Source organism: Aerococcus sp. Group 2, assembly GCF_905125285.1.
Taxonomy (GTDB): domain Bacteria; phylum Bacillota; class Bacilli; order Lactobacillales; family Aerococcaceae; genus Aerococcus; species Aerococcus urinae_E.
On the sequence record NZ_CAJHPA010000001.1, the window covers coordinates 285,584 to 310,804 of the forward strand.

Below are 25,221 nucleotides of genomic sequence, written 5' to 3' on the forward strand. Positions count from 1 at the left end.
TAAATTGCTTTTATTGATAGAATAAAATAGGCTAGGGTGAAGTAATCTATCTTAAGAATATAGTGTAAACAAGGTGGTGGCTAGTATAATGAAATATCTTAGTGGGCAGTTTGCTTTAAATATTCCCTGCAAACTAGAGACATATGGTGACTGGCATATTTTGGCCTTAGACTGGTCTAATCCTGACTTTAAAGAATCACAAAATAGTGTTTTTGGAAATTACGGCATTGAAGATAATAAAAAATTACCTTATCATACAGGCACTTATTTTGTAGCAAACCATTTAAGAGCTATATTAGATTTGTTAGATGATGGCTACGTAAAATATTTAGTCGGTATGAAGAATGACTTTATTGGTACAGACCAATATAATAACGAATTTTTTGATCAAGTCTATTTACTGAATAATAATAAACATTTGCAAAGTATTTATAAATTATTGTTAAGAGAATTTGGTCTAGAATGGTATGCTTATGTTTATGTAAAGGAAAGTTTAAATCATTAAGTTGATTTGTACGATATAAAAGGTCTAGGTGTATTTTTAGTAATCTAGGCTTTTTATTATTGTTCATTAGCTTCATTGAGAGCGATTCTCCTGCAAGTTCAGTATAAAAGTTGCATATATCTATACATTCCTTACATGCTATAAGCTGTAAAAGTAAGAGAATATCAATAAAATTATACTTCATCTATTTTTTATCTTTTCTAGTTAACATAATATATATTATCGAGAGTAATCAATTAATAATTTTTCCCTGCTTCTTTAAGTCAAGGACAATAAATAGCGTTTATTAGCTTACTTTTGCAATTTGAGCTAATAAACGCTACTTCTAATATTTTATTGATTACGATCAATTAAGTCTTGGTACAATTCGCTTACCGTCTTTTTGTAGATGGGATGCTTTTTATTAGGAGCGATTTCTTTTAAAGGCCCTAAGACAAAGTCGCGATTGACCATGTCAATATGTGGAATCGTCAATTCTTGGCTATCCATGACTATGTCTCCGTAAAAGATAATATCAATATCTATCAGACGCGGTCCCCAGCGATAAGTCTCTGTCCGCCCCATTTCTTTTTCAATCTGCTTTATAGCTTTTAATAAATCCAAAGGAGCTAAATCCGTTATGATTTCGATAACCCCATTGAGAAAATCATCTTGATCAGTTACCCCGTAAGCGGCATTAGATAAATTGGCTGATCTTTTAGTGACTTTTGTGCCTTCCAGGGCATCAACGGCTTGCACAGCTTGATCTAGATTCTTGCTGAGCTCTCCTATATTAGAACCAATCGCTAAATACACTGTTGTTTTCATTTAAATAACTCCATCACGCGAATCGCGCGTAAATTTTCTTTAACATCGTGAACCCGCACCATTTCTATTCCTTTCATGGCTGCAAAACAGGAAACAGCAATTGTCCCTTCCAAACGCTGACCGGGTTTTAATCCCCCCAGACGTTGACCAATAAAGGTCTTTCTGGATACTGCCAGAAGGATAGGAAGCTGATATTTTTTCATAAAGTCGATATTCTTAATTAAACTAACATTGTGCTCATAATTTTTTCCAAAACCAATACCAGGGTCTAGAATAATCTTATTTTTTTGAACGCCGTGATCAAGGGCTAATTGAATTTGGCGATCGAAAAATTCTTCTACTTCAGTAATTAAGTCATCGTAATGCGGATCATTTTGCATGTCTTTAGGTTTGCCTTTTATATGCATAATAATTATAGGCACTTGATATTTAGCAACTACATCAGCCATTCTTTCATCAAAAGTGAGCCCAGAAATATCATTAATAATATCCGCACCAGCTAATATAGCTGCTTCCGCCGTTGTGGCCCGATAAGTGTCAATAGACAATAAGATGTTAGGATATTTTTCTCTAATCATACTTACTGCTCTTTGGATATTTTCAATTTCAGTATCTTCGTCGACTGGATCAATGCCGGGACGTGTTGATTCTGCACCAATATCTAAAATAAGGGCACCTTCTTGAATAAACTGATCTACCCTTTGCATTAAATTTTCTTCTGAAACACGAGATTCTTTGTAAAATGAATTTTTAGTAATATTAATAATCCCCATAATTTCAGTTTGTTGAAAATCGATTTTTCTACCATCTCTTAAAACAAAACTATGCATAATTTCCCTCTCTTAACTAGCATATTCACCATTAACTCAGCATTTTTTGAATAACTACTGACTTCTAGGTATTATAAAATAATAGCATATAAAGCATATCGTTTGGAATACTTTTATAGTGTGATCGAAAAGCTAGAATTTCACCACTGAGATGTCCCCCCATACCAGGCGCACCTTAGAAAAAGAAAAAGAACAGGACTTTCTAATCCTGTTCTTTAATTGGGGGCTATTTGATTTTGTTAAATCTTACAAGTAGAAGATTTGTGCCACAATGACAGTAACGATTAAGGATAATAAGAAGCCACCGTTACTTACTATAAATGCTTCTTTAAAACCATGTTTGAAGTCTAAACCACTAATATTGTTAAAGGTTAAGACAACTCCTGATTGAGGAACAACTGTAATTACTCCACCACCAATAACAACGATACGGTGGATAATTTCAGCTGGAATCCCCATTGATAAGTAAGTTGGGGCTAATTGGGTAATAACTGTCCCAATAGCACCTGAAGCAGCCATAACCCCTGAAAGAATAGCAGTTGCAACCGCTAAACTAACTAATGGTGGTCCAGGAATATTAAGGATGGCTTGTTTAATCGCGTCAAAGGTTGGTGCACTGGTTAATACCGCCCCAAAGGCTACAGCACTTGCTGCCCCAAAGGAAGAGCCTACTGAGCCTGTAGCACCAGCATTTAAGACTTCTGTTTGTTTCGGTAAATAAGATTTAAATAAGAATGCAGATAACACAATGCTAATGGTTAAGGCAATTAAGATGATATTATCAACATTTGAAAAAATCATAATAGTCGCAATTAAAATAACCAAAGGAATAATACTGGTCACAAAGGATGGTAGGTCATTATCAGAATGTTCAACGACGTCTTCTTCGATCTGGCTCGTATCTCCTTCAAGATATGAATAGAAACCTTCCCCTTTTGCTTGACTCTTGTCGAGTTCGTATTTCATATACCATAGACCAAAGCCCAGCATGACTACAGTAGAAATAATCCCAAGCACTGGAGCAGCCGTTAAGCTCGTCCCTAGTGTCGTTGTAGGGATAGCATTTTGTACGGACGGAGTCCCCGGAATCATGGACATGGTAAAGGTTCCGGCTCCTAAATATAATGGAATAGATAATAATTTCCAGTTAATGTCTAATTTCTTAAAAATCGGTCTGGCAAGAGGAATTAAAGTAAAGAAAACCACAAAAATACTAATACCGCCAAAGGTTAATAAGGCCCCGATAAAGGTTAAGGCTACCAGCACTTTATAGGCACTTTCAGTACCAACCTTGTCTAAAATAAAGTTAGCAATAGAAACAGTTGCTCCACTTTTATCCATGTATTGGCCTAAAATAGCACCCAGGATGAAAATCCCAAAGTTCTTAATTAAAAAGCCGGCCAATCCTGCCATATAAGAATTTTCTGGACCAATTAATGATCCAAAGATATCCATTTGGTTACATAAGATAATAATTAAAGCAGATAGTGGCGCTGCCACTACCATGCTTAAACCTTTAAATGAAAGGTAAATGACGCTAATTATGGCTACAATTAGCCCAATAATACCAATAACTTCCATAAGTTAATACACCTTTCCTCGTTCTAAAGACTATCGATTGCTTGCAGCGTTTTCGCCAGCAATTCTTCCGTAAGTAAAGATGTCAATTAAGGCGTTTCCACCAAGACGGTTTCCTGCGTGAATACCGCCTGCAACTTCACCAGCTGCAAATAAGCCATCAATAGCTTCACCAGCTTCATTGATTACTTGGGCATTCACATTGATTTTCAAACCACCCATGGTATGATGGGTTGCAGGACTTCTTGGAGTCGCGTAGAATGGAGGAACCTCTACCTTATAGTTGAATGAACCCTTATTAAATTCAGGATCGTGTCCATCCTCAACATATTGGTTATATTTCTCAATGGTATCAACCAGAACTTCAGGATCAATATTAATTTGTTCAGCAAGTTCTTCCAAGGTATCTGCTCTAAAGCAAGCATCATTTTTAATATCATTTTCGAGTTGTTCATCAGTAGAATTGAAACGAGTTGCCGCAATATTCTTGTCAGAAATATTGTAAATCAAGCCGCCTTGGTCAAAGATTGCTTGGCAAAGTTGGTCACGAGTCCCATATTCATTAACAAAACGTTTACCTTCTAAGTTAACAAAGACGAAATCAGAAGGTGGGCAGTCAATCCCACTAAAGATATTACCTGTAATAGGGTCGGCACTAGGCATTAATTGAGCAAAGCCCATATCTACTAGAGCTGCATTAACTGATAGCCCCATTGTAATACCATCACCTGTTAAAGCTGGTGAATTGGTTGTTGGGATCGTTTCAGGAAGATTCCCCCAGTAATTATCATATTTTTTGACCATTTCATAGTTAGCTGAGTAACCACCAGTAGCCATAACTACCCCACTCTTAGCGTGAACGGTTAAGTCGTTGCCGTTACTGTATTGAGCTTTCACACCAACAATTTTACCGTCTTCTACCAGTAATTCTTTAGCTTGGCAGTCAGTAATAATTTCTCCACCTTGTTGGGTAAAGTATTTTTGCAAGGGGTCAATAAAGCCGTAACCACCAGTAGGGATTGGTTCACGGGCACGACGCCAGGAAGCTCCCACAGGTTCAGTAACATGCTCTTCATCAAATTCAACACCCTTGGTTTTCATCCATTCAATGGTTTGACGACCTTTGTGGGTTAAATTAGATACTAAGTCGTAATTACCATAGGTAACATTACCATCTAAGTCTTTCCGCGTTCCTCCTAATAAGGTTTGGATACAGAAGAGGTTTTCTGAATCAAAGAGGTAATTTTTTCCGTTTTCCATATCAGCGAAGTATTTTTCTAGCTCGCCTTTTAACTCACGGAATTGTGGGCGATAGGCTTCTGGAATGTCCGTTTCATCCATTTGATAAATTCCCTTTAAGTTATTAACTTCCCCTGGGAAAGCATCAAAGCCTTTTTGCCATTCAGGGTCAGCAGAGTTAATTTGTCCCCCTGTCCGTGTGGTATTTCCGCCGAGTGAAGGGAATTTTTCAAGAAGAATGACCTTAGCTCCCTTATCAATGGCACCGATAGCTGCTGATAAACCGGCTCCACCTGAACCTAATACAACCACATCAGCACTTTTTTCATCAGGGCTGTCAGCTTGGTCAGCTTGGTATTTAGGACGATTACGGAATTCTTCAGGGTCCCCACCGGCTGCTTCAATAGCATCGGCAACCCCTGCTAAAATGCCCTTACTGGTTACTGTCGCTCCACTGACGGTATCGACATTGAGGGTTTGGCCTTCAATAATTGCTTTAGGAATTCTTTCAAAGACTGGTGAAGTGATTCCCTTACTTTCACCACTAGTATCAATCTCAATACTCTTAATGCGATCGTCAGTCAGAGTGACTTCCATAGGTAAAGACCCATTGTGTCCTGCTGCTCTAACAGAATAACTACCTGGTTCAAAAAGACCTTTTGTCATCTTTATACCTCCTAAAAATAAATAGATAACCTGTGTTCGTGATAAGGATAACATATTAAGAATAGCTGTTACTATACTTTAGGAGTTAATATAAACATGTTCAATTTCAAACTAAACAAAATAGAAAATAACCCATTAGTGATTAAAGTAATCGCTATCAAGGATTCTTGTAAAAATGTTATAATGTAATTTATTAATAAATATAATGAGGTAATTAAATGAAATTAGACCGTATTATCAGTAAATATCATTTAACTGACACTGAAGTTGATATTTTAAAGCATTTAATCCAATCTGATGCTAAACTAACGATCCGCGAGCTAGCAGAAAAAGCCTATGTTTCCCCGGCAACCATTATCCATTTAGCCAAAAAAATGAACTTCTCTGGTTATAGTGAATTATTATTTCAATTTAACCAAGAACGTGAAAAAGAAATGCACGTCAGGCAACAATCAATCATCGATTGCTATGGTGATGCTTTTTATAAAATGATTGAAAAATACCAAGATAAGCTATTTATTTTTATGGGTCTAGGCTTTTCCTTACACTTAGCTAATTATATGTCTGACCTCTTAAATACTTTTGGCTTTCGCTCCATAAGTAATACTTACGAGGAATTCATCAATAAAACCTTTGCTGATGAAGCAGTTATTATTTTCATTAGTCATTCTGGTGAGACCGAGTACCTCGTGCGTTTAGCCCAGCTTGCCCATAAGAATGGTGTGGAATATATGGTTTTTACCGGGAACCCGAGTGGTCAGCTGCAAGAAAACGCAAAATTAACAATCGATACCAAGTCTTATTCGATTTTCCGCTATAAGGAATACAAGCCCCAGGTCTTTTTTGGCCTGACACTCATTTATTTTGAGGAATTAATCGCTGATTCCTTGAAAAGATTAGACAGATAGCAATTAATAAATATTTAAAAGCCCAGTGGATATTAGACAATTCACTGGGCTGATTTTATGGTTTCATCTTACTAAACATTGAGTAATATTTCATCACTGACTAATTGATTACCAACGCTCTTTTTAAAGAGATCCATAAGATCTTCGACTGACAACTTGCTCTTATCATCTCCACTGACATCAACCACAATTCGCCCTTCATGAAGCATAATTAAACGGTTTCCATAGCTTAAAGCGTCGTTCATATCATGAGTAATCATTAAGCTGGTTAATTGATGTTCTGAAATTAATTGGTCTGTTAAGCCCATAACCATAGCACTGGTCCGGGGATCAAGAGCTGCAATATGTTCATCCAGGAGTAAAAGTTCTGGCTTCTGCAAAATAGCCATCAAGAGGGTTAACACCTGACGCTGTCCGCCTGATAAATTAGCAGCTGGCGTAGTTAAACGTTGATCCAGTCCCAGATTCAGTCGGCTTAATTCTTTATGGAAAACTTGCCGCATGCCTTCAGTAACCGCCAGCTTAAAAGAACGCTTCTTCCCTCTTTTATAAGTAATAGCTAGATTTTCCTCAATGGTTAAGTTACGTGCAGTGCCCTTTTGTGGGTCTTGGAAAACCCGACTAATCTGACCAGCCCGTTTAAAGGCAGGATCTGTAGTAATTTCTTTTTCCTTTAAAAAGATCTGCCCGGAAGTCACTGGATGGGTGCCAGCAATCAGATTCAAGAGGGTTGATTTTCCAGCACCGTTGGAACCAATCACGCAAACAAATTCTCCTTCATGAATGGTCAAATTTATGTCTTTGATCACATGATTTTCATTAGCACTATTCACATTGAAAACCTTGTTAACCTGCTTTAATTTTAATAATTCTGACATAATAACCACCTTTCTACTATTTTTGCTTTCTCTTGTGGTCGATTTGATTCTTGGCATAAGGAGCAAAGAGGATAATCGCTAGGGCTAAGGACGATAAGATTTTTATATCACTTGGTAAGACAGGAATGACTTGCTGCTGCATGATAAAGTCAATAATTAAACGATAAATCACTGCCCCTACGGCAATTGTTACTAAACGTTTTCCAAAGCTCAAATTCCGACAAATAGCCTCACCAATAATAACTGCTGCTAAACCAATAACAATGGTTCCTGTCCCCATAGCAATGTCGGCATAACCGTTATTTTGACAGATAATCGCACCAGATAAAGCGATCAAACCGTTAGAAATCATCAAGCCAACTAATTTCATTTGGTCAGTTCGAATACCATTGGCTTCCGCCATGAGGGGGTTATCCCCGGTCGCTCTCAAACTCAAACCATACTCCGTATTCATAAATAGTACCAAAACAAAGATCACTAAAATGACGAAAATCAAGCTGATAGTTAAGGAAGCAGCTGTTGAATTAAAGCCCAGATTATAGAGGTTATCCATTAGGCTGGATTCACCTAACAAGGGCGTATTGGCTTGTCCCATGATGCGTATATTTACCGAGTATAGTCCGGTCATGGTTAGAATCCCTGATAATAAGGCTGGAATATGCATCTTATTAATCATAAAACCGTTAACTGCTCCTGCCAGCATACCAGCAAGGAAAGCGAGCAATGTAGCTAATAAGGGATGCCAACCTGAAACAATCAGCTTGGCACATACCGCTGCCCCTAGAGGAAAACTTCCTTCAGCAGACATATCAGCAATATCTAAAATGCGAAAGCTTAAATAAACCCCAATGGCTAAAATTGCCCACATTAGACCTTGTGAAATACTAGAAATAATGATGGCCATTGTTCTATTCTCCCTTCTTCAACTGCTCGGTATCGATCCCAAGTGCGCTTGCCATTTCTTCATTCACTTGTAATTCGAATTGATTTGCTTTTTCTACTGGCATCTCACTAATGTCAGCATCTTCTTCTAAAATTTTAAGGGCCATTTCAGCAGTTTGACGGCCTAACAGTTTGAAATTGACTCCGTAGGTCGCAAGACAACCCTCAATATGAGCACTTTCTGCGCCAATAGTTGGAACTTTTTCTTCTTTTACTACTTTACCGATAGTAGGGATGGTTTGGGCAATGGTATTATCCGTCGGTAAGCAAATACCATCTACCTTTTTAGCTAAAGCAGTGATTGCAGATTGCACTTCATTGGTGGTGGTTACTGTTTGAGCTTCGACCTTTAAACCTTTACTTTCAGCGTATTCTTTAAAGGCAGTAAATTGAATTTCAGAATTGACCTCGCTTGAATTGTAAGGCATGCCAACTGTCTTCATTTCTGGGTTGATCTTCAAGAGCAAGTCGACCGCTTTTTCAACGGGAGCTCTGTCACTAGTCCCACTAGCATTGGTCCCTGGATGATCGTTTGATTTAACCAGATTGGCCGCTTCGGGGTCGGTGACTGCGGTAAATAAAGTTGGGGTTTCCTTATCAGCATTGAGTGCTGCTTGGGCAGCGGGTGTAGCAATAGTAAAGACGAGATCTTTTCGCCCTTTCATTCCCTGAGCAATGCTATTGAGATTGGATTGGTCTGCTTGGGCATTTTGGTAGTCGACCTTGATCTTTTCACCATCTTTTAAGCCGCCTTCAGCCAATCCCTCTAGGAAACCTTCACGAGAATCATTCAGTGCTTGGTGTTCTGCGTATTGAATGATACCAATCTCTTTTTGATCGTTGTCTTTCCCTTGGCCACAGCCCATTAGTCCCAGAGCTAAGGCTCCTAAAGTCATTATTTTCATCACTTGTTTTTTCATCATAATCTCCTCTTTCTAACTTCTAAAATCACTATTTTCTTTATTTCTAACAACACAGTCTTAATAAAAAATAAAAAAAGGTTCAATTAGTTTCGATAAAAACTAATTGAACCTTTTGCGAGTGTATTCCAAAAGAATTCGCCTCAAGCCATTAGAATTTATCATTCCAGATGGCTTGAACACATAAAAACTGTAGCCATCATAGATACAAAAACTTGCGTTTGTTTGTACCTATGATAGAGTCACAGCTACAAACATTATCTAAAATAGCTATAGTAATATGTATTAGTGGTGATATCTAAAGATAAAACCATATGCGAATTAAATTGGATTGCTAACATTTCTATTACGTCCTTTTTATTAAGATAAATCCATCATAAGCAGGAAAATGATAAATGTCAACGCTTTTCTTGTTTTAATATTCAAACAATTTGAAATTTATTGAGACAAAGTCGGCTTCGTGTCAGTAAAATAATCTCCACCCGAAGTCAAGTAAGCCCCAAATCATAGGTTTAAGCATTGATAAAAAACCTTAAATTTTAAAAGAATAAATTTTTCAATAAAAGTGAACCCTAAAAAATACTTAACCAAAAAAGCCGGACCTTAAGCCCAGCTTCATTTTACTTATATTCAGTTGACTACTTAAATTAAAAATAAGTAATTATCTTTCAAAGTGACTTGATAGTTAGTGAAATCAAGAACAAGGATCTTTTCAAAATGCTTTAAGAAAAATAATTAAATTAAAAGCCACTTTTAATTAATCTCTCCATACTCTTGTTCTCTCATTATCTATAGTTAAGGGTCTGTGATGCCTTACTGCTTGCCGCCAGGCGAGAAATCCAGAGATAGGGGCGATAAAGGAGACCCATAAAAGAACCAGGAAATTTTGAAGGATAGCCCGCCCAAGCAATGAAGAGAAAGAGCCAAAATAAATAATATTCTGTAAAAAGTTATTAATAAATCCCCGATTGTAACTCCAGAAGGAATAATGCCAAAATTCCCAAGCCAAAAATGTCCAGACTAAGGTAAATAGGCCCCCTAAACTAAACAATATTGCGCCGCTCCCACCGAACAAAAGTAAAAATACCATAAGACAGCCAAAAAAGCGGCGAACGTTATATTCCTCCCTATATTCAGGAGCAAGATGGTTTTTAATGGATTGCAAAAAAGATTCACCTTTATCCTGAGCTTCTAATGTTTGCTCATTGCTATTAAGACTTTCATAGAAACTTTCATTATTCGTTGAATTTGTAAACAACTCATCCTTTTTGGGAGGTTGAACATAGTCTTTATTTACTGACGCATCTTTTTTTGGTGGCTGAACATATTCCTTATTTGCTGCAACATCTTTTTTTGGTGGTTTAACATAGTCTTTATCTGTCATATTTTAGTCCTCCAATAATTTTAAAATATCCTCATTTGTAATTTGATTGATATCTGCTTCAAGATCATTTGCTACTCGACTGGATAGGTGTTTAATCAAGCGCTCGTTAACATTCCTGATCCAACGGCCATTGCTATGGTCATTCGAGCTGGCATAAGCTTTTTTAATGATCTCTCCATAAAGCGATTCATTGAATCTATAACCTTGTTTGCTCAATCCTAAACGACCGATTCTTACAATTTCGTCCTCAGAATAATCTTCAAAATCAAAAACATTTGGAATACGGCTAGTTAAGCCAGAGTTAGTACTTAAAAATGCATTCATTTCTTTAGTATAACCCGCTAAAACAATGATAATATCTTGACGATGGTCTTCCATAAATTTAAGGATCTCATTGATAGCTTCTTGGCCGAAATTATCATTACTATTAGCTAATGAATAAGCTTCATCAATAAAGAGAACCCCTCCTAAAGCAGATTCCAAGACTTCTCTCGTTTTCAAAGCGGTTTGACCCACATAGCCAGCGACAAGATCACTTCTCGATACTTCGATAAATTTCTTTTGAGCGATAATTCCTTTTTGATAAAAAATTTCTCCTAGAATACGAGCAACAGTTGTTTTTCCTGTTCCTGGATTTCCTAAGAAGAGTGAATGGAGAGTAAATTTAGCTTCACCACCATTTTCTTCTTCCCGTCGACGATTTAATTCTGCTAAATGCACAAATTCTGAGATCTGCTGTTTAACTTTTGCCAGTCCGATCAATTCATTTAAGGAGTCAAAGGCATCCTTTCCAGTCTTTACTTCATAACCGGCATGCTTACCTAGGACCTCATCAATATCTTGATTAGTGATGGTATTAAGATCTTCAAATTGTTCGTTTTTATAGCAACGATCAGCCAAGGCTTTATAGAGCTTATCATTAAAGTTTCGGATCCAGCGACCATTACTTCGATCCAGCGAGGCATTGTATACCCTGGAAACATTACGCCTATAATAATCGCTATCTTCTAATCGATAATCATTTTCAATTAACTGATTCTCACCCATGGCGACAATTTCATCTGCCGTATAATCTTCAAAAAGGAAGGTGTTAGGCACTCTTGATTTTAATCCTGGATTGGTCTTCAGAAACTGTTCCATTTCTTTAGTATAGCCCGCAAAAATAATCATCGTATCATCACGATTATCTTCCATGAAGGTTAAAAGCGTATTAATCGCTTCTTGGCCAAAATTGACACTAGCGTCTTTCTTATTTAAAGTGTAGGCTTCGTCGATAAAAAGGATTCCGCCCTTAGCTTGGTCTAAAATATTTTGTGTTTGAATAGCAGTTTGACCCACATAACCAGAAATAAGGTCTGCCTCTTTTACCTCAATGAATTTCAATTCATCACCTATAAAAATGCCATAGTCAAATAAGACTTCACCTAAAATTCGAGCTAAAGTTGTTTTCCCCGTTCCTGGATTTCCCATAAAAACGGAATGGAGAACGACTTTTTGGGGTTTGAGTCCCTGAGCTATTCGGTGCTTATTAAATTCCACCATCCGAATTATTTTATGAATTTCTTCCTTAACCTTAGTGAGCCCAACTAAATTATTAAATTTTTCCATCGAAGTGTGGGGATTTCTTTCTGCTTCTTCTTGATTTTGAGAAATTTGCGTGTCTTCAGTATTCTCTTGTTTTTCAGCTAAAAGATTGAAATAGCTCGTTTCATCCACTTCAAAAATTAGATCTGACGCTGCTCCCTGATTATAGTCTAGCTGATTAATATATAAGTGCGAACCTTGCTTAACTCGAATATTAGGATCAAATAGTCGATTAATCTTTATCTCATCAGCAATCAAAGCTGAACTGTTATTAACTACTAAATCGATTTTTCCATTATTATTCCCTTGAAAATTTACTCTGTTTTCTATCTTTGCTAGTGATGAATCATTAAGAGATAAAATATAAGAAATCTCCAATGAATTCAAAAATAATTTAGAATCGTATGCAAATATAGAACTCACAAAAGAATCAATAAAATTCAGATTAGATCCATCTCTAGAACAGACTGACTCAGTAAAGCTTTCACCATTTTTCACTTCCTGAATAATTGATGAGCTATCTACTGTTACGGACGAATTATTTATAATAAGTGCAGGATAATAACCTTCTTTACTACCCCCTTCAATACGAGATTGCCTAATAGTTAAATTGGAAGAACGTGGCCTAACTACACTCCCTCCATAATTTATCATTATGCAATTAGTTATATCTACTTTTGATCCTACGAACCATAAGTTCGAGTAAAAAGTCGAATTGCTGAATGTTCCTTTAGAATCAATAAGGTTTATATATTTCTGAAAATCTGAATTTTGGGGATAGGTTGTACAATCTATCATAGTGAGATTAGATCCACTCTTCGCAGAAATTATCAAATTTTTTTGACTGTTATTCACAACATTTACAATACAATTGCTCAAAGTTACACTAGACCTATTTAAAATATGAATTGCTATACAATCTTTATAAACACGGTCAATCCATAAGTCAGTAAATGTTACTTTCGCCCCACCCGTAACAAGAATCGGTGCTTTAATAGCATTAGTAAATAATCGACCTCCATCATTTTTGGCCTCAATATTTCCTACAAAATTTAGCGATTTAGTAAGTGTTATATATTCTATATATGTTTGTTCTAAAGCATAATTTGGCTCAAATTCAATGGTATCGCCATCGCTTGCCGCTTCATAGGCAGCGACTAAATCCCAGGCATCATCGCCTATTCCAACTTTATAAAATGACATATTTTCACTCCATTACAAGTTCATTTATTCTTCTATTTTTAAGATATTTATCCTGCGCAAAAATGAATGACGTCAGGAAATAATAGCCTATTAAGCTATTCCCATAATTAAGAAGTAAATTAACACGGAAGTATAGAAAATATTATACATTAATTTTATATAAGAGTTATATTTTAATAAACTTTTTGTAAACTTTTTTTATATTTATAGAATATTAGCATATAATCCAAATCTATTCCTCAAGCCAAAATAAACTTTTTTAATATGCAATAAACTATTCAATTCCTAGATAATCCTATAAGCATACAAAAAATGCCACAATCTTATCATTGTGACATTTTGTTTATATTCATTTAATACTTAATCAAAGACTAGATTAGCCTTCAAATGAATCGGTTAGTGGAGGGACAATTTGTTTCTTACGCGAAACGATGCCCTTCAAAGCTAATTGATGGTCAGTGACATCTACATCAAAAGCTTTTTCAAAGTTCTTGGTTAGGGAATCATCGCCAACTAAAAGACCTTCTGAGTCATTGGTTAATATGTTAGTGATTACTAATAAGAAAGCATCGTAATTATTATTAATTAGTAATTCTTTCATAGCTTTAAGGACTTCATCTTTACGTTTGATGACATCGTTGGCATCAACTACATTCACTTGGCCGATACGGACTTCTTTGCCTCCCATACTAAAGGATTTAGCGTCCCCATCAGCGATTTCTTCAGCTGATTTATCATCAACATTAGCACCAGCCTTAAGCATTTCGGTTCCGTAGCTTTCATCGTCTACTCCAGCAATTTCAGCTAAATTTTTAGCGATTTCCTTGTCTTTTTCGGTACAGGTTGGAGAAGAATAGAGTAAGGTGTCAGAGATAATCCCTGATAACATTAATCCTGCAATTTGTTGAGGAATTTCAACGCCCTTTTCTTGGTAAAGGTCATAAATCACACTTTGGGTACATCCTAAAGGTTTAGCAATGTAATAAAGTGGTGCAGAAGTTTCGAAGTTTCCTACCCGGTGGTGGTCAACCACAGCAAAGACATTAAGGTCTTTAATATCTGCAACAGATTGTTGGAACTCGTTATGGTCTACTAAAGCTACGGTATCCGTTTCATCACCGGCTTTTTCAATCACACGAAGACCTTCATGATTAAAATGGTCTAAGGCATATTGGGTTTCATCGTTGGCTTCTCCTAAAGCAACAGGTTCAGTTTCATGACCTAGGGTATTTAATAAATAGCTTAAGGAAATAGCACTGGTAATCGCATCCATATCAGGATTTTGGTGGCCAAAAATTAAAATTTTACTCATAATAACTCCTATCTTTTACTCTGAATAGTATAAATAAAGTATTCAAAAGAATTATTTCAAATTTATATTTAGTGTAACAAAAGCAGGCCCAATTGTTAATAGAATAAATCGTAAATCAAAGGTTTTGATCGCTTATTTTTCTGGATCTTTTCTGTATAGGGGAATGACATTAAGCAATTCACCTAAACGGCCTTCGTCAATAATTTGTGAGCCATTACTATAACGCTCATGAAGGGGCACATCGACAGCCTTAATCTGACTTAATTCTCCGTTACTGGTATATAATTCATAGACTTCTTGAGTTGATTCAACCTCTAGGGCTTGAACTAAACGGTGGGGTTTTGATTTAACCTCGCGTAGTACCATCAGGCCCCGCTTAGCCCGGGTCATGGTTTGAATATCCCGCCAGCGTATCCGTTTCATATAGCCCCGTTGAGTAGCAAGGAGGATTTGCTTGTCCTCATCCACCTGGTCTTGGTAGACAAAATTAACCACCTGGTCTTGGTCTTTAAGGTTGATGGAAATAACCCCCTTAGCACGTAAACCCACTGTATTAATTTCACTGATTTGGTAACGCAGGCTAAAACCTAAGGCGGTAAATAGGATCACTTCGCCATTTTGCTTATCGTTTTGGTTATTGACTAAATAGCAGTTAACCACTTCATCAAGAGGGCTGGATAAAGGCATAATTTGAGAAGCTTTATTCTTATGGCCCCGGATTTTCTTCAATTCACTGAGCTTACTTTGTTTAATCATCCCTTCACGACTAGCAATGACAATCGTATCCTGACTGTCCTTATCATAAGGATAGACTTGGATAATTTTCTCATCGGAAGCAATAGGGATGCGTTGGGAAAGGTGTTCACCAAGGTCTTTCCAGCGGAGTTCTTGCATTTCATAAACCGGTTGGAAAACATAATTTCCTTTATTAGTAATAAGGACTAAATTATCTAAAGTTGAATGGGCGGCTAAGTATAAGACATGGTCGCCATCCCTTAAGCCTAAGTCGGAAAAATTAGAGGATTGGTAGCTTCTTAAGCTAGAACGCTTAATATAACCGCCCCGGGTCACTACAGTAACGACCTCTTCATCAGGAATTAAAAATTCCTTCTTAATTTTTATTTCTTCTACCTCAGCTTCAATCTTAGTCAAGCGGTCAGTCGCATAAGCTTTTTTGATAGCCTTCAATTCTGATTGAATTAACTTCATTAAGATCGTTTCATCACTTAAAATGGCTTGGTATTGATTAATGGCTTCATTTAGAGATAACTTTTCTTCCTGCAGAGCCGTAATATCCGTATTGGTTAAACGATAGAGTTGTAAGGTCACGATGGCTTCTGCTTGGGCCTGAGAAAATTGATATTCACTGATCAGATTATTTTTGGCATCCTTTTTATCAGAACTGTTGCGAATAATTGCAATCACTTGGTCAAGAATGGAAATAGCCTTAATCAAACCATCAACAATATGGCGGCGGCTTTGGGCCTTGTTTAAGTCATATTGGGTTCTACGGCTCACCACGTCTTTGCGGTGGTCGATATAGGCTTGAATAATAGCAATTAAACCAACCTGTTCCGGACGTTGCTTGTTAATGGCCACCATATTGAAATTATAGTTAATTTGTAAATTAGTATGCTTAAAGTAATACTGTAAAATTTGATCGGCATCAGCATCTTTCTTCAGTTCAACAATAATACGTAAACCAGATCGGTCAGATTCATCACGGACTTCCATGACCCCATCAATACTCCGATTGAGGCGTAATTCGTCCATTTTACGGACCAAATCAGCCTTATTGACCTCAAAAGGCAGCTCTGTAATTACGATCTGTTTACGGCCTGCCTTAAGCGATTCCACTTCCGTTTGTGCCCGAACTACTACCTTGCCTCGACCCGTTTTATAGGCTTTAATCAGCTGGTCTTTTCCTTGGATAATGCCCCCAGTGGGAAAATCAGGGCCAGGAAGATACTTCATCAGGGTTTCTACCTTAGCTTTAGGGTGATCAATATAGTAATTGACTGCATCAATGACTTCCCCCAGATTGTGGGTAGGAATTTCAGTAGCGTAACCTGCTGAAATTCCCTGTGAGCCATTGACTAGTAAATTAGGAAAGCCAGCAGGTAAAACAACAGGTTCTTCCTCAGTATCATCAAAGTTCAAGATGGTATCGACAGTATCTTTGTTTAAATCCTTAAGTAGTTCATCGGCCAGCTTTGATAAGCGTGCTTCAGTATAGCGCATGGCTGCCGCAGGGTCGCCGTCCATGGAGCCATTATTCCCATGCATATCAATCAGGGGCATGCGATTTTTCCAAGCTTGACTCATTCTAACCATAGCTTCATAAACTGAGCTATCCCCGTGAGGGTGGTAATTCCCAATCACATTCCCAACGGTTTTGGCAGACTTTCTAAAAGCATGGTCTGAAGTATTGCCATCATGGTACATGGCATATAAAATACGCCGTTGGACAGGTTTGAGTCCATCCCTGATATCCGGCAAAGCGCGATCCTGAATAATATATTTGGAATAACGACCAAAACGATCGCCCATCACTTCATCAAGGCTTAATTCTTGAATATCAATCGCCATTCACTTCAGCTCCTTCATCAAATAAATCCATTTGCCCTTCCTGATCACTCATACTTGTGACTTGGTCCGATTGAGCGATTAATTCACTAGCTTCGATCGCATCGTTCTCTTCATGGTTGGCGTGTTCCAATAACTTATCTTCTTCGTCCATGGTAAATTGAACGTTATCTTCAATCCAATCCCGCCGCGGTTCAACTTTATTTCCCATCAACACAGATACCCGTTTTTCAGCTTGCGATAGGTCATCGAGGGTGACACGAATTAAGGTCCGACTTTCAGGATTCATAGTGGTATCCCATAATTGGTCAGCATTCATTTCCCCCAAACCTTTATACCGTTGGAGGGTATAGCCCTTACCAAACTTTTTAGTCTCTTGGGCCAGTTCTTCATCGGTCCAAGCGTAAGCAATTTTTTCGTTCTTACCCTTGCCTCGGGAGAGTTTATACAAAGGTGGCATGGCAATATAAACCTTGCCCGCTTCAATTAAGGGGCGCATGTAACGGTAAAAGAAAGTCAAGAGTAAGACTTGAATATGGGCACCGTCAGTATCCGCATCGGTCATGATGATCACTTTATCATAGTTAGAATCATGGATATCAAACTCTGGCCCCACGCCTGCACCTACGGTATGGATAATGGTGTTTAGTTCTTCATTTTTAAGAATATCGGTTAGGCTTGCCTTTTCCGTATTTAAAACCTTTCCTCTTAATGGAAGAATAGCTTGGAATTTACGGTCCCGCCCTAGCTTGGCTGAACCCCCCGCTGAATCTCCTTCGACTAAGAAGAGTTCATTTTTCTTGGTATTTTTACTTTGTGCGGGAGTGAGTTTACCGGAAAGTAAGGTTTCTTTACTCTTGCCCTTTTTGCCATGTCGACTTTCCTCCCTAGCCTTACGAGCTGCTTCTCGGGCCTGGCGTGCTTTTAGGGCCTTCCGAACTAGCATTTGGGCAATTTCGCCGTTCTCTAATAAATAGATCGATAAATGGGTGTTCACCATATTTTCTACGGCTAAACGCGCTTGCGGAGTCCCTAATTTCCCCTTGGTTTGTCCTTCAAACTGTAAGATTTCTTCAGGAATCCTAACAGAGATGACTGCTGTAAAGCCCTCACGAACATCTGATCCTTCTAGATTTTTCTCCTTGGGCTTAATCAGATTAACCTTTCTAGCATACTCATTAAAGGCCTTGGTCATCCCGGTTTTTAAAGCCGTTTCATGGGTCCCGCCATCTGGCGTACGCACATTGTTAACAAAGGACAAGATGGTCTCAGAATAGCCATCATTATATTGAAAGGCTAATTCCATTTCGATATTAGAGCTTTTATCCTTGTCTTCAATATAAGTGACCTCTTGGAGAACTTCTTTATTTTCATTTAAATAATGAATAAATTCGACCAGACCATCTTCATAGTGGAAGCTTTCCTGGCTAGCATTTTTTTCATCAGTAAAATGAATCGCTAAGCCTTTAGTTAAAAAGGCCTTTTCCCTTAATTGTTCTTTAATGGTGTCACTATTAAATTCCGTTGCACCAAAGATCTTAGGGTCGGGGTGAAAGTGAATACTTGTTCCAGTCTGCTTACTTTTATGGCTGGTTAACTTAGGCTTATGGGGCTTACCGCCCTGACTAAAGCTTTGATAATACTTTTTATTATCCCGGTAAACGGTGACCTCTAAGGAATCAGATAAGGCATTAACAACACTAGATCCTACTCCGTGGAGCCCTCCAGAGGTCTTATAAGCACTTTCGCTAAATTTCCCTCCCGCGTGAAGGACGGTCAGAATCACTTCAACAGTTGGTTTGCCACTACTATGTTTACCGATCGGCATTCCCCGTCCATTATCAGTTACCGTAACGCTATTATCTTCATGAATGGTCACAGAAATTTCATCACAGTAGCCTGCTAAAGCTTCATCAATAGAATTATCTACAATCTCATAGACCAAGTGATGTAAGCCGCGATTATCGGTTGACCCGATATACATTCCTGGTCGCTTACGAACCGCTTCTAAGCCTTCTAATATTTGAATGGATGACTCATCATAAGTTGCCTTAGAATTTTTTGCCATGCAGTGCATCTCCTCTAACCTATTTATATGCATATTTACCATAATACTTTAATTTCATTAAATTGCAAAATTTTTTTCTAGCTCAAACGCTCCCTTTGACTTATGCTATAATACCAATAACTGAATAGAAAGGAATCAGCTAATGATAATTAATCTTATCTTCCTATTTATTTCATATCTACTGGGCTCAATTCCATTCGGTGTGGTTATCGGTAAGTATCTTTACCACAAAGACATTCGGGGAGTGGGCTCAGGAAATATTGGTACAACCAACGCCTTCCGTGCCTTTGGTCCCAAGGGTGGCTTATTGGTATTCCTGTGCGATATGGTAAAGGGAATGCTACCGGTTCTTATCGCTAATTACAGTTCTCACTTTACTGATATTGATAGCACGCTTTTTGGTTTAGCGGCTATCTTAGGCCATACCTTCTCACTTTTTCTCCACTTCAAAGGTGGAAAAGCCGTAGCGACCAGTTTTGGCGTAGGTTTAGCTCTGGCACCCCTGGCTTCCTTAGGAGGGATTGCAGTCTTTTTCATTGTTCTCTATCTTTTTAGAATGGTAAGTCTAGCGAGCATTATAGCCATGATCGCAGCTTCTATCATTTCTTTTCATTATGCTGTTTTGATTAGGATTTTGATCTTATTCATTACCCTTCTAATCATTTACCGCCACAAAGATAATATTAAACGCATCCTAGCTGGTAAAGAAGCTAAAGTGCCATTTGGCCTGGGCTACAAAAAAAATAAACAATAAAAAATCGCGTCAGCTGGCGCGATTTTTTTGCTTTAAACTTCTTCTGCTAAACGTTTTTTCAAATATTCCAGGTTTTCTTTACTCTGAGTATCAATATGGGTCCCTTTCATCCCTAAAGAGCGGGAAGTAAATACCCCAGCAGATTCCATTTTTCGTAGGGCATTTACAATCACAGAACGGGTAATATTCTCTTCTTTAGCAATTTTAGAGGCCGTTATGCGGGTACGTGGCTCTTCTAGGTCTTTAAAAATAACATATAAGGCATTTAATTCCGAATAAGAAAGTGAGCGAATCGCTGAATCCACCACTTGTTTTTTCTGTTCTTTTTCCTCTTGACGACGGCGTTTAATAAACACCATCTCCATAGCTAGAACTGTCCCCACATATTCACCAAGAATCAGGTCATAGCAATTAAAGTCTTCATAGGGGCGAGCTAGGATTAAATAACCTAATTTGGTGGTATTACCATAGATAGGAATAATGGTGGTCATGCCTTTGTTAAATTTATCACGAAATTCCAAGGCCAAGATAGTCCAGTCATCTGAAGTTGGAATGTTTGACTTGGTTTCTTGGATCGGTGAGATAATATCTAAATAATTGGGGTCGAGTTGGTGGGCTTGCATCATCGCTTCGGTCCGCTCACTATTGATTTCCTCATAAATAGCAAAATACCCCAATAATTCTCCTTCAACAGATACTAAATAAGCGTTGGCCTCTAAATTTTCCGCTAAGTAACGGACTAACTTTTGAAAGGGAAAATCTGCCATCTCATCATCATAAATATTCCCTTCACGGATAACCTTATTAATGTCTCTAATTTTTTCTAAAACACCCTCTACCGATTCAGCTATCATTCTTTGTCCTCCTTATGTACATCACTATGCTTTGCTCTTGGAAAGTATTTCAAATAATTATTTTTTAAAGATTCTTTTGACATATGTGTATAAATTTGCGTACTAGATAAACTTGAGTGTCCTAATAATTCTTGTACTGTCCTTATATCAGCTCCATGGTTAAGGAGATGGGTAGCAAAAGAATGGCGTAATTTATGGGGATGAATATCCAGGTTACTGGCGCTTTTTTTGACTAAATCATTCAAAATATAAGTCACGCCTGATGGAGTCAAGGCTTCTCCCCGACTATTAACGAAGATGTACTCATGATCATGGCCCTTTAAGAGATCAGGTCGGCCAGAATCCAAGTATTCTTCCAGCGCCTTTTTACAATAGGAACCAAAAGGAACATAGCGATCTTTGCTCCCCTTACCATGCAGTAAGGCAATAGAATTTTTAAGATCCACTTGCTTTATGGTCAAGTTAGTACATTCACTCACCCGAGCACCAGTCGCATATAAGAATTCTAACAGCGCTATATTTCGCTTATCCAGGGCTCGCGGCCCCTTAGCCGCCTCAAACAAGGGATCTATCTCAGCTTCATAAAAAAAATCGGGTAATCTTAGTCCCGTTTTAGCCGCTTGAACATAGGTAAAAGGATTATCTTTCACCAGACCTTGGTCAAGAAAACGATTGAAGGCGGTTCTCAAACTGCTTAAATGACGAGCTAAACTTTTACGACTCAATCCCTTTCTTTGCAGATGACTTAAATAGAGGCGAATATCTCGATAGCTTAACTGCTCGAAATCGCTTATTAATAGTTCGTCCCTAAGAAAAGAAATAAAGTCGTCAAAATCGCTTAAATACGCTTTTAAGGTCTGATCACTATAATGTTTCTCATCTTTTATATATTCTTTTAACCTTTTTCGATAACTTTCAAAAGTCATAAAATCCCTCTTAGCTCATATAATCTACCATATTAAGGGGCTTTTTACAAGTAATTGTCGGAATTTTCGAAACATTTATAAAGTTAATTTACCTTTTTCTGAGTGAAAATAAAAAACCTGTAATCCTTTTTGATTATCAGGTTTCTTATTCTATCAGCAAAAGCTTTAATCATCGCCTTTTTGGACATCTTCTTTATAGTCACAATTGCTACAAATCACTTGTTTAGAGCCGCGTTTTTTCTTTTCAACCAAGTAATGGTCACATTTAGGACAGGACCGCCCCACCGGTTTATCCCAGGAAACAAAATCACAATCAGGATAACGGGAACAACCGTAAAAGATCCGTTTTTTCTTCGATTTCCGTTCGACAACTTGTCCCTCCTTACAGGTTGGACAATTCACGCCGATTTCTTTAACAATGGCCTTAGTATTACGGCAATCAGGGAAATTACTACATGCATAAAACTTCCCATAACGTCCTAATTTAATAACCATTGGATGACCACAGACGTCACAATCAAAGCCTGCTGGTTCGTCTTTAATTTCGATTTTTTCCATTTCTTGGTCAGCTTTTTCAATATCCTTACTAAAGGGTTGATAGAAAGCATCAACGACGTCTATCCAATTCTTATTACCGTCTTCTACATGGTCTAATTCATCTTCCAAGTTAGCGGTAAATTGTGGATCAACGATATCAGGGAAAAATTCAGAAATTAAACTATTAACAATCTCACCTAATTCAGTGGGTTCAAAGCGTCTAGCTTCTAATTTAACATAGTAGCGCTTAATCAGGGTTTCTAAAGTTGGTGAGTAAGTAGAAGGACGACCCACCCCTAATTCTTCTAAAGTCTTAATTAAGCTCGCTTCAGTATAACGAGCTGGTGGTTGGGTAAAATGTTGGTTAGGAGTTAATTCTTTACTCTTTACCTTTTCACCATTTTCTAGTTCTGGCAAGAGATTATCCTTTTCATTATTATCCGGATAAACTCTAAGGTAACCAGTAAATTTAATTTTTGATCCATTTGCCCTAAAGCTCACATCATTTTGAACCAGATCACAGGCCACCGTATCATAGACAGCTGGTGCCATTTCGCTAGCCATAAAGCGAGACCAGATAAGACTATATAGCTTGAATTGGTCTTTACTGAGATACGCTTCAACGCTATCGGGATGACGAAAGGCAGAAGTCGGTCGAATAGCCTCATGGGCATCTTGGGCACCTTGCCCGCTGGCCCCGCTAGTCCCCTTACCGATATATTCCTTACCGTATTTGTCTTGGATAAATTGGCCGGCTTCTTGTTTAGCACCCTCAGAGATCCGGGTGGAGTCAGTACGCATGTAAGTAATTAACCCCACTGTCCCCTCACTGCCTAATTTAATCCCTTCATATAACTGTTGGGCAACCATCATCGTCTTTCGCGTTCTAAAGCGTAAGCGTTTGGAAGCTTCTTGTTGGAGGGAAGAAGTTGTAAATGGCTTTTGCGGATTCCGTTTTCTTTGCTTTTTGGTCAAATTTTGAACTTCGAATTGATCACTGCTGAGGTTAGCCATTAAGGCTTTAACATCATCTTCATTTTTTAGATCAATTTTTTTACCCTTAAATTTGGAGGCATTGGCCTTGAAAGTTTCTTTTCCTTTTTGGAATACGCCTTCAATGCTCCAATATTCTTCAGGCACAAAATTACGGATTTCTTCTTCGCGATCAACGACCATTTTTAAGGCAACAGATTGCACCCGCCCAGCGGATAAGCCCTTCTTGACCTTAGCCCATAAAATTGGGGACAAATTATAGCCCACCAAGCGGTCTAAGATCCGTCTAGCCTGCTGAGCATCCACCAAGTCCTTATCGATGGCGCGTGGATTATTGATCGCTTCTTTAACCGTATCCTTGGTAATTTCATTATAAGTGACCCGGATATCTTCTTTGGGATCTAATTTTAAAATATGGGCTAAGTGCCAAGCAATCGCTTCTCCTTCCCGGTCCGGGTCAGAAGCTAAGTAGATATTATTTGCTTTTTTAGCCTCTTTTTTAAGATCCTTGATCGTATCTCCCTTACCACGAATTGTAATATAATGGGGATCATAATTATTTTCGATATCTATTCCCATTTTACTTTTAGGAAGATCACGTAAGTGGCCCTTACTTGCCACCACTTTATATTTACGTCCTAAGTATTTCTCAATCGTTTTTGCTTTCGTTGGTGATTCGACAATCACTAAATCTTTTTTAGGTGTTTTCTTTCTTTTTGTAGCCAATAATATGCTCCTCTCTTCTTGGGAGATTTAAACGCTTCATATCATAGGCGAATTTTTTAACCTTGTCAAATATAAGATTTTTAGCTGTTAAATAAAAGAAGGATAACGATAAGTTTCTAAGATATCATCCGCTTCGCTAATCAGTTTGGCTCCTGCCTGAATTAAAGCATTAGTGCCTTGGGAACGGATACTAAAAATATTACCTGGAGTAGCCAAAACCTCGCGATTGGCCTGTAAGGAATAATTAGCAGTAATTAAACTGCCCGATTTTTCTTTAGCTTCAACAACCCAGGTGGCCCTGGAAAGACCCGCAATCACTTCATTCCGGTAAGGGAAATGCCACTTTTTTACCCCGGCAAAACTAGGCAGTGGAGAGACCAGCAGGTGATTTTTAGAAATAAAATCTTGCAAAGCGCGGTGTTCTTTAGGGTAAACTTTAGCTAGACCGGTCCCTATCACAGCGATGGTTCTTCCTGAATTTTGAATACTGGAGCAGTGGGCAAGGCTGTCAACGCCACGAGCCAAACCGCTAACGATAACTAAAGAGTTAACAAGATTTGGCATCAGTTTATCAATAACTTTTTGGGCATAGTTACTACAATCTCTCGCCCCAACTATAGACAAACAGTCAGCTTTTAACCAGTCAATATTGCCTTGACAAAATAAAGCCAAAGGCGGCTTATGACTTTCTTTTAAAAGGTCTGGATATTGAGGATCAAAGTAAGTGATGGGAAAAATTTTCTCTTTTTCATAATAGCTTTGATAGAAAGACCAAGGTCTATGACTCAAAAAGCGAAGAAGTTTTGGATAATACTTTCTTCCTTTTAAATAATGTCTCAGCACCCCTTGATCATCAGGATTCTCTAATAGGCCTTTAAATACCTGGACTCGGTCCTCATAACCCACTATGGCAGACTCCGTTAAATGAATGAGTACTTGCCTAGCGCCTTGATAATTCCTTTCATCATACATATAACCACCCTTTCATAGCCTATTCAGCCGTAAAAGGGTGACAATTTTA

Annotated in this window: 19 protein-coding genes; 3 read left to right on the forward strand and 16 right to left on the reverse strand. The window is 37.9% G+C overall.

Going from position 1 to position 25,221, the window contains the following annotated elements; translation table 11 throughout:
- The first annotated feature begins 88 nt into the window (after positions 1 to 88).
- Positions 89 to 505 carry a hypothetical protein gene (locus tag JFU01_RS01255; RefSeq protein WP_195855533.1) on the forward strand — a complete coding sequence of 139 codons (417 nt, stop codon included), beginning with the start codon at positions 89 to 91 and terminating at the stop codon, positions 503 to 505.
- 333 nt (positions 506 to 838) lie between these two features.
- Here the strand turns inward: JFU01_RS01255 and folK are convergent, their stop codons facing one another.
- From folK to JFU01_RS01275, 4 genes are all read right to left on the reverse strand, one after another.
- Positions 839 to 1,312 (reverse strand): 2-amino-4-hydroxy-6-hydroxymethyldihydropteridine diphosphokinase, encoded by a 474-nt coding sequence (gene folK, locus JFU01_RS01260; protein ID WP_195855534.1) that lies wholly within the window; start codon positions 1,310 to 1,312, stop codon positions 839 to 841.
- Complete coding sequence (gene folP, locus JFU01_RS01265; RefSeq protein WP_195855535.1) at positions 1,309 to 2,142, reverse strand: dihydropteroate synthase; 834 nt, start codon at positions 2,140 to 2,142, stop codon at positions 1,309 to 1,311. The genes folK and folP overlap by 4 nt, the downstream gene beginning before the upstream one ends.
- Before the next feature lie 246 nt (positions 2,143 to 2,388).
- Entirely contained in the window at positions 2,389 to 3,723 is a 1,335-nt protein-coding gene (locus JFU01_RS01270) for a GntP family permease (RefSeq protein WP_060778250.1), read from the reverse strand.
- A 30-nt stretch (positions 3,724 to 3,753) separates the two neighbouring features.
- Positions 3,754 to 5,625: a flavocytochrome c gene (locus JFU01_RS01275; RefSeq protein WP_195855536.1), complete on the reverse strand. Its 1,872-nt coding sequence runs from the start codon at positions 5,623 to 5,625 to the stop codon at positions 3,754 to 3,756.
- Between the two features lie 218 nt (positions 5,626 to 5,843).
- Here JFU01_RS01275 and JFU01_RS01280 point away from each other — a divergent pair, with 218 nt between their 5' ends.
- On the forward strand, positions 5,844 to 6,533 hold the full coding sequence (locus JFU01_RS01280) for a MurR/RpiR family transcriptional regulator (protein WP_195855537.1): 690 nt from the start codon (positions 5,844 to 5,846) through the stop codon (positions 6,531 to 6,533).
- Positions 6,534 to 6,604: 71 nt separating this feature from the next.
- Here the strand turns inward: JFU01_RS01280 and JFU01_RS01285 are convergent, their stop codons facing one another.
- From JFU01_RS01285 to parE, 8 genes are all read right to left on the reverse strand, one after another.
- The gene (locus JFU01_RS01285; RefSeq protein WP_195855538.1) at positions 6,605 to 7,411 is read right to left on the reverse strand and encodes an ABC transporter ATP-binding protein; all 807 of its coding nucleotides are present in this window, start codon (positions 7,409 to 7,411) and stop codon (positions 6,605 to 6,607) included.
- 16 nt (positions 7,412 to 7,427) lie between these two features.
- The gene (locus JFU01_RS01290) at positions 7,428 to 8,315 is read right to left on the reverse strand and encodes an ABC transporter permease (RefSeq protein ID WP_195855539.1); all 888 of its coding nucleotides are present in this window, start codon (positions 8,313 to 8,315) and stop codon (positions 7,428 to 7,430) included.
- Positions 8,316 to 8,319: 4 nt separating this feature from the next.
- Positions 8,320 to 9,273 (reverse strand): ABC transporter substrate-binding protein, encoded by a 954-nt coding sequence (locus JFU01_RS01295; RefSeq protein WP_230086923.1) that lies wholly within the window; start codon positions 9,271 to 9,273, stop codon positions 8,320 to 8,322.
- A gap of 757 nt (positions 9,274 to 10,030) precedes the next feature.
- Positions 10,031 to 10,657 (reverse strand): hypothetical protein, encoded by a 627-nt coding sequence (locus tag JFU01_RS01300; protein WP_195855540.1) that lies wholly within the window; start codon positions 10,655 to 10,657, stop codon positions 10,031 to 10,033.
- A 3-nt stretch (positions 10,658 to 10,660) separates the two neighbouring features.
- Positions 10,661 to 13,444, reverse strand: a complete 2,784-nt coding sequence (locus JFU01_RS01305) for an AAA family ATPase (protein WP_230086924.1) — start codon at positions 13,442 to 13,444, stop codon at positions 10,661 to 10,663.
- A 376-nt stretch (positions 13,445 to 13,820) separates the two neighbouring features.
- Entirely contained in the window at positions 13,821 to 14,756 is a 936-nt protein-coding gene (locus tag JFU01_RS01310) for a manganese-dependent inorganic pyrophosphatase (protein ID WP_195855541.1), read from the reverse strand.
- A 132-nt stretch (positions 14,757 to 14,888) separates the two neighbouring features.
- Positions 14,889 to 17,345 carry a DNA topoisomerase IV subunit A gene (parC, locus tag JFU01_RS01315; protein WP_195855542.1) on the reverse strand — a complete coding sequence of 819 codons (2,457 nt, stop codon included), beginning with the start codon at positions 17,343 to 17,345 and terminating at the stop codon, positions 14,889 to 14,891.
- Complete coding sequence (parE, locus tag JFU01_RS01320) at positions 17,335 to 19,410, reverse strand: DNA topoisomerase IV subunit B (protein WP_195855543.1); 2,076 nt, start codon at positions 19,408 to 19,410, stop codon at positions 17,335 to 17,337. The genes parC and parE overlap by 11 nt, the downstream gene beginning before the upstream one ends.
- A 142-nt stretch (positions 19,411 to 19,552) precedes the next feature.
- On the opposite strand from parE, the gene plsY reads away from it, so the two are divergent.
- Positions 19,553 to 20,164 (forward strand): glycerol-3-phosphate 1-O-acyltransferase PlsY, encoded by a 612-nt coding sequence (gene plsY / locus JFU01_RS01325; RefSeq protein WP_232617429.1) that lies wholly within the window; start codon positions 19,553 to 19,555, stop codon positions 20,162 to 20,164.
- A gap of 32 nt (positions 20,165 to 20,196) precedes the next feature.
- On the opposite strand, the gene JFU01_RS01330 is transcribed toward plsY, so the two are convergent.
- From JFU01_RS01330 to dprA, 4 genes are all read right to left on the reverse strand, one after another.
- Positions 20,197 to 21,018 (reverse strand): GTP-sensing pleiotropic transcriptional regulator CodY, encoded by an 822-nt coding sequence (locus JFU01_RS01330; RefSeq protein WP_195855545.1) that lies wholly within the window; start codon positions 21,016 to 21,018, stop codon positions 20,197 to 20,199.
- Positions 21,015 to 21,944, reverse strand: coding sequence for a tyrosine recombinase XerC (locus JFU01_RS01335; protein ID WP_195855546.1), 930 nt, complete (start codon positions 21,942 to 21,944; stop codon positions 21,015 to 21,017). The genes JFU01_RS01330 and JFU01_RS01335 overlap by 4 nt, the downstream gene beginning before the upstream one ends.
- A 165-nt stretch (positions 21,945 to 22,109) precedes the next feature.
- On the reverse strand, positions 22,110 to 24,200 hold the full coding sequence (gene topA / locus JFU01_RS01340; protein WP_195855547.1) for a type I DNA topoisomerase: 2,091 nt from the start codon (positions 24,198 to 24,200) through the stop codon (positions 22,110 to 22,112).
- A gap of 87 nt (positions 24,201 to 24,287) precedes the next feature.
- Positions 24,288 to 25,172 carry a DNA-processing protein DprA gene (gene dprA / locus JFU01_RS01345; RefSeq protein WP_195855548.1) on the reverse strand — a complete coding sequence of 295 codons (885 nt, stop codon included), beginning with the start codon at positions 25,170 to 25,172 and terminating at the stop codon, positions 24,288 to 24,290.
- Positions 25,173 to 25,221: the final 49 nt, after the last annotated feature.